5 protein-coding genes and 1 pseudogene are annotated in these 6,716 nt (G+C 71.4%); 5 read left to right on the plus strand and 1 reads right to left on the minus strand.

Going from position 1 to position 6,716, the window contains the following annotated elements; translation table 11 throughout:
- Positions 1–188 precede the first annotated feature (188 nt).
- The gene (locus tag ABT025_RS24975; protein ID WP_350998564.1) at positions 189–734 is read right to left on the minus strand and encodes a beta-class carbonic anhydrase; all 546 of its coding nucleotides are present in this window, start codon (positions 732–734) and stop codon (positions 189–191) included.
- Positions 735–1,115: 381 nt separating this feature from the next.
- Here ABT025_RS24975 and rsmH point away from each other — a divergent pair, with 381 nt between their 5' ends.
- From rsmH to ABT025_RS25000, 5 genes and pseudogenes are all read left to right on the plus strand, one after another.
- Positions 1,116–2,081, plus strand: coding sequence for a 16S rRNA (cytosine(1402)-N(4))-methyltransferase RsmH (gene rsmH / locus ABT025_RS24980; protein WP_350998567.1), 966 nt, complete (start codon positions 1,116–1,118; stop codon positions 2,079–2,081).
- Positions 2,082–2,133: 52 nt separating this feature from the next.
- Complete coding sequence (gene ftsL / locus ABT025_RS24985) at positions 2,134–2,745, plus strand: cell division protein FtsL (RefSeq protein WP_350998570.1); 612 nt, start codon at positions 2,134–2,136, stop codon at positions 2,743–2,745.
- A 4-nt stretch (positions 2,746–2,749) separates the two neighbouring features.
- Complete coding sequence (locus tag ABT025_RS24990; RefSeq protein WP_350998573.1) at positions 2,750–4,750, plus strand: peptidoglycan D,D-transpeptidase FtsI family protein; 2,001 nt, start codon at positions 2,750–2,752, stop codon at positions 4,748–4,750.
- Between the two features lie 17 nt (positions 4,751–4,767).
- Entirely contained in the window at positions 4,768–6,486 is a 1,719-nt protein-coding gene (locus ABT025_RS24995; protein WP_502972019.1) for a UDP-N-acetylmuramoyl-L-alanyl-D-glutamate--2,6-diaminopimelate ligase, read from the plus strand.
- Between the two features lie 4 nt (positions 6,487–6,490).
- Positions 6,491–6,658, plus strand: a pseudogene (locus ABT025_RS25000) (UDP-N-acetylmuramoyl-tripeptide--D-alanyl-D-alanine ligase); the annotation flags it as partial.
- Positions 6,659–6,716: the final 58 nt, after the last annotated feature.

Here is a 6,716-nt window from a genome sequence, read left to right on the forward strand (position 1 = left end):
ACGGACACCGCATCGGACGAGGTCCGACGGGGTGTCACACCCGCATTCTTGTTGCCGTTACCGCTTCGTGTCACTCGCCTGTGGACAACTGGGGGCGATATGTCGGGTTGAGTGGGATTTTCGCTGCACGAACGTGCCCGTCCGGCCCCCTCGTGACAGGAAACCGGAAGCACCCGAGCCCTTGGTCGTCAGGAAGCCGGAAAGATCTCGCGCAGCAGACCGGTGGTCACGTCGAAGACGAATCCGCGCACGTCGTCGGTGTGCAGCAGGAACGGCGAGGTGCGGACCCGCTGCATCGACTGCCGCACGTCCTGGTCGGCGTCGGTGTAGGCCTCGACCGCCCAGGCCGGCCGCTGGCCGACCTCCATCTCCAGCTCCCGGCGGAACTCCTCGGTGATCGACTCCATGCCGCAGTTGGTGTGATGGATCAGCACCACGCTGCGCGTGCCGAGGGCCCGCTGGCTGATCGACAGCGAGCGGATGACGTCGTCGGTGACCACGCCGCCCGCGTTGCGGACGGTGTGGCAGTCACCGAGCGCCAGGCCGAGTGCCTTGTGCAGGTCGAGCCGGGCGTCCATGCAGGCGACGACGGCGACGCGCAACACGGGCTTCGCGTCCATGCCGGGATCGCTGAACTCGGCGGCGTACTGGACGTTCGCCTCGACCAGACGGTCGGTGACGGTGCCGTCGGTGCGGGCCTGGTCGGTGACAGGGGAGTGCGCAGAAGTCGACATGGACTAGACGTTAGCTCTCGCCGGTGCCGTCGGCGTGGTGTCGAAGCGGACAAAGAACGTCAACGACGCTTGTTGTGAGGTACCCCACAAGCCTCACACTCGGTCACCCGGCCGGGTGAACAAAGCGAGGGCCGACGCGCTGTCGGGTTGATTGATCGGGAATCGATCGAATGGCAGGGTGGACTAAAGTGACGGGAAGTTACCGACACCCTGCACATTCCGATGTATTCCCCGTGTGCGCGGCGTACGTACGGCCCGGCCCTCTCCCGCTCGCCGGTCGGCTGACGCCCCTTCCCCGGCGCCGGCGGACCTCCCCTTCGCGAGCGGGCGGGGACCAGGCCGTACGTGCAGCGCCCCCGGGACCTGAGCCTGAGAGGGCGCATGAGCCAGACCCGACACGTCCCGGTGATGCTCCAGCGATGCCTGGACCTGTTGGCCCCGGCTCTGGAGGCACCGAGCCCGCAGCCGCCCGTGGTCGTCGACTGCACCCTGGGCCTCGGCGGACACAGCGAGGCCCTGCTCGCAGCCTTCCCCACCGCCCGGCTGATCGCGCTCGACCGGGACAAGGAGGCGCTGCGCCTGTCCGGCGAGCGGCTCGCCCCGTACGGCGACCGCGCCACGCTGGTGCACGCCGTCTACGACGAACTGCCCGAGGTGCTGGCAAGGCTCGGCGTTCCCAAGGTCCAGGGCGTTCTGTTCGACCTCGGCGTCTCCTCCATGCAACTGGACGAGGCCGACCGCGGATTCGCGTACGCCCAGGACGCCCCGCTCGACATGCGCATGGACCAGACGACCGGCATCGGCGCGGCCGAGGTGCTCAACACGTACCCGCCGGGCGAGCTGGTCAGGATCCTGCGCGCGTACGGCGAGGAGAAGCAGGCCAAGCGGATCGTCTCCGCGGTCGTGCGCGAACGGGAGAAGGAGCCCTTCACCAACAGCGCCCGGCTCGTCGAGCTCATCCGTGACTCGCTGCCGCAGGCCGCCAAGCGCACCGGCGGCAACCCCGCCAAGCGCACCTTCCAGGCGCTGCGCATCGAGGTCAACGGCGAACTGACCGTGCTGGAGCGGGCGATCCCGGCCGCGGTCCGGAGCCTCGCCGTGGGCGGGCGCATCGCCGTCCTGTCCTACCACTCGCTCGAGGACCGCCTGGTCAAGCAGGTGCTGGCGGCGGGCGCCGCCAACACCGCACCGCCAGGGCTGCCGGTCGTCCCCGAGCGCTACCAGCCGCGGCTCAAGCTGCTGACCCGCGGCGCCGAGCTGCCCACCGAGGAGGAGGTCGCCGAGAACCGTCGCGCCGCCCCCGCCCGGCTGCGCGGAGCGCAGCGGATCCGCGAGGAGGAGCGATGAGCAGCGGGCGCCCGGAGGCCTCTCGGACCCGGCCCGGGGACGGAGCGGCGCGGTGAGCAAACCGGCCGGTCAGCTGAAAGGGCGCGCCGCGCGGCTCAGCCGGCTGATGCCGGCCGGCCCGAGCAACGCGGCCCGGACCCCCTTCGTCCTGCTGGTCGTCCTGCTCCTGGGCGGCGGCCTGATCACCCTGCTGCTGCTGAACTCCGCGCTCAACGAAGGATCGTTCCGGCTGAGCGAGCTGAAGAAGCGCACCACCGGCCTCACCGACGACCAGCAGGCCCTCCAGCGCGACGTCGACAGCGCCTCCGAACCCGACGCCCTGGCGCGACGCGCACGAGAACTGGGCATGGTCCCCGGCGGCAGCCCCGCCTTCCTCGGCCCGAACGGCAAGGTCCGCGGCGTACCCTCCGCCGCCGGCGCCCCGCCGACCACCGCGGCGCCGAAGAAGCCCGACGTCCCCGAGCCGCCCCCCGCGGCCCTGTCGGCCTCACCCCGCTCCACCCCTTCGCCCACCGCGTCGGGCACCGCCGCGGCCAAGCCGAGCACGCCCGCGGCCAAGCCCGGCGCATCCGCGTCCGCGACCGGCACCGCCCCGGCGAAACCGAGCGCCTCCACGAACGCGCGTACCCCGGCAGAACAGACCTCCACGAGCCCCGGCAGGTGACGCAGTGCCCTCCCAGGAACCACCGCGCCGCCGGGTACCCGGCCCCGCACGCCCGCGTAACGCGGCGGGCCGCGCCGGCCGCCCCCGGCCCGCCGCCCGCCCCGAGCCACGACGACGGCCCCCGTCCGCCGCGCCGCGCGGACGGACCCCCCGCAGCCGCTCCGGCCGCCCGCTGCGCCTCGGCAGCCCACGGCCGCGGCTGCGGCTGGTCAGCCTGGCGCTGACCCTCGTCATGATCGCGTTCGTCGTCCGGCTCCTCCAGGTGCAGGCCGTCGACGCCAACGCGTACGCCGCCAAGGCCGAGCAGAACCGCTACCTCAGCTACACCGTCGCCGCCGAGCGCGGCGAGATCACCGACCGGAGCGGCATCGCGCTGGCCACCAGCGTCGACGCGTACGACATCACCGCCGACCCCAAGATGTTCACTCCCGAGGACAGCAAGGCACCCGACGCGCCCCAGCAGGCCGCCGCGCTGCTCGCACCCATCCTCGGTGTCGACGCGGCCGAACTGACGAAGAAGCTGTCCAAGCCCAAGAGCCGGTACGCGGTGCTGGCCCGCAGGCAGACCCCGCAGGTCTGGACACAGATCAAGGACCTCAAGTCCGTCTTCGCCGAGAAGGCCGCGAAGGACAAGGCGGCAGGCGGTACCGGGGCCAATGTGCTGGCCGGTGTCTTCCAGGAGTCGACCACCAAGCGCGTCTACCCCAACGGCGGCCTCGCCGCCGGGATACTGGGTTACGTCAACGCCGAGGGCAAGGGCGCGGGCGGCCTCGAATCGCAGCTTGACAAGGAGCTCGCGGGCGAGGACGGCACGATCAAGTACGCCCAGTCCGGCGGCCGCCGGGTGCCCACCGCGGGCACCAAGGAGGTCCCTGCCGTCGCCGGCTCCGACATCGAGCTCACCATCGACCGCGACATCCAGTGGGCGGCCCAGAAGGCCATCTCCGACCAGGTGGAGAAGTCCAAGGCCGACCGCGGCTACGTCGTCGTGCAGAACACCCGCACCGGCGAGGTCCTCGCCATGGCCAACGCACCGGGTTTCGACCCGAACGACCTCTCGCAGGCCGACGCCGCCGCACTGGGCAACGCCGCCCTCCAGGACGTGTACGAGCCCGGCTCGACCAGCAAGGTCATGTCCATGGCCGCCGTGCTGGAGGAGGGTGTCGCCACTCCCGGCACCCACGTCACCGTTCCCAACCGGCTGCACCGGGGCGACCGGCTCTTCAAGGACGACATCGACCACCCCACCTGGTACCTCACGCTCAACGGCGTACTCGCCAAGTCCAGCAACATCGGCACCATCCTGGCCACCGGCCAGCTGGGCAAGACCCAGGCCGAGTCCAACAAGGTGCTCTACGACTACCTGCGCAAGTTCGGCATCGGCTCACCGACCGGACTCGGCTACCCGGGTGAGACCGCCGGCATCCTCGCCAAGCCGCAGGACTGGTCGACCTCGCAGCAGTACACGATCCCGTTCGGCCAGGGCCTCTCGCTCAACGCCATGCAGGCCGCGTCGATCTACTCGACGATCGCCAACGGCGGGGTCCGCATCGAACCCACCCTCGTCCGCGGCACCAAGGGCGCCGACGGCCGCTTCACCCCTGTCGAAGCACCCGAACAGAGCAGGGTGGTCAGCGAGAAGACCGCCAAGACGCTGGCCGGAATGCTGGAGTCGGTCGTCGGCGACGAGGAGGGCACCGGCACGAAGGCCAAGATCCCCGGCTACCGGGTCGCGGGCAAGACCGGTACGGCCAACCGAGTTGATCCGGTGCGCGGCGGCTACCACGGCTACACCGCCTCCTTCGCCGGATTCGCTCCCGCGGACAACCCTCAGATCACCGTCTACTGCGCCATCCAGAATCCCACCAAGGGCAGCTACTTCGGCGGCCAGATCTGCGGACCCATCTACAAGCAGGTCATGGAATTCGCGCTGAAGACGCTGCAGACCGCACCTTCCGGCAGCGAGTCGGCCCGGCTGCCGGTGTCCTTCAAACCCGGCGAGTGAACTCGGGGAGACCATCAGTGACAACCATCACCCCCGATCCAGGGAACCGGAACGGGAACCACCGCACCTACGCCACCTCACTTCGCGAGAGGCCGGGTGCGCCCGGTACGCTCACCGCCGTGCCCCACGCTGAACAGTCCCGAACCACCCAGAAGGACGCCCCTGTGAACTACCCGGGAGCGCCCCGCCCGGATCGGCTGCGGCCGACTTCCCTGGTTACGCTGGCAGCCCGGCTGGGAGTGGAACCGCCGGGCACCGGCGAAGTCACCGGCATCACCCACGACTCCCGGGCCGTACGCCCGGGGGACGTGTACGCGGCGCTGCCGGGTGCCCGTCTGCACGGTGCCGACTTCACCGCGCAGGCCGCCGGTCTCGGCGCCGCCGCGATCCTCACCGACCCGGCGGGCGCGGAACGCGCCGCGGCCACCGGACTCCCGGTGCTGGTCACCGAGGATCCACGCGGCCGGATGGGCGAACTCGCCACCGAGATCTACGGCCACCCCGGCGCCGACCTGCTCCAGATCGGCATCACCGGAACATCCGGCAAGACCACCACCGCGTACCTCATCGAGGGCGGCTTCCGCGGCGCCGGACGCGACACCGGCCTCATCGGCACCGTGGAGATGCGGATCGGCGACGAGCGCATCAAGTCCGAGCGCACCACCCCCGAGGCCACCGATCTGCAGGCCCTGTTCGCCGTCATGCGCGAACGCGGCGTGGACGCGGTGACGATGGAGGTCTCCAGCCACGCCCTGGTGCTCGGCCGGGTCGACGGCTGCGTCTTCGACGTCGCGGTCTTCAACAACCTCAGCCCGGAACACATGGAGTTCCACTCCGGCATGGAGGACTACTTCCAGGCCAAGGCGCGGCTGTTCACACCGCAGCGCAGCAGGCAGGGCGTCGTCAACTACGACGACGAGTACGGCCGCAGGCTGGTCACCGAGGCCTCCGTGCCCATCACCACCTTCTCCGCCGAGGGCCACCCGGACGCCGACTGGCGAGCCGAGGACGTCGAGGTGGGCCAGCTCGGCTCCACCTTCACCGTCGTCGGACCCAAGGGCGAGCGGGCCACCGCCGCCGCCCCGCTGCCCGGCCCGTTCAACGTCGCCAACACCCTGGCCGCGATCGTCACCCTCGCCGTCGCCGGCATCGACCCGCAGACCGCGGCCGACGGTGTCGCCGCCGTGCCCGGCGTGCCCGGCCGGCTGGAGCGGGTCGACGCCGGACAGCCGTACCTCGCACTCGTCGACTACGCGCACAAGACCGACGCCGTCGAGTCGGTGCTGCGCTCCCTGCAGAAGGTCACCGAGGGCAAGGTGCACATCGTCCTCGGCTGCGGCGGCGACCGTGACACCACCAAACGCGGCCCGATGGGAGCGGCCGCGGCCCGGCTCGCCGACACAGCCGTGCTGACCTCCGACAACCCCCGCTCCGAGGACCCCCTGGGCATCCTTGCCGCGATGCTCGCGGGCGCCGCCGAAGTGCCCGTGCACGAACGCGGCGACGTCCTGGTCGACGCCGACCGGGCCGCCGCCATCGCGGCCGCCGTGGGCCGCGCCGGACCCGGCGACACCGTGCTGATCGCCGGCAAGGGCCACGAGCAGGGCCAGGACATCCACGGAGTGGTGCGCCCCTTCGACGACCGGGTGGTCCTGCGCACGGCCATCGAGCGGTCCCTGGGGCGCGAGAACACCACCCACAGTGCGCCCACCCACGAGAACAACAGTCAGGGATGACCAAGTGATCGCCCTTTCCCTCGCCGAGATCGCCGAAATCGTCGGCGGGCAGTCGTACGACATACCGGATCCGGCGGCAACCGTCAGCGGGCCCGTCGTCATCGACTCGCGGGAGGTGAAGCAAGGCAGCCTCTTCGTGGCGGGGGGCGGCGGACGGGGCGGCGGCCCCGACTAAGCGCAGCGCGCCGGCGCGGCGGGCGCCGCCGGCGGGCTGGCCGCCCGCCCCCGCG

Source organism: Streptomyces sp. NPDC002809, from assembly GCF_040295435.1.
GTDB lineage: Bacteria > Actinomycetota > Actinomycetes > Streptomycetales > Streptomycetaceae > Streptomyces.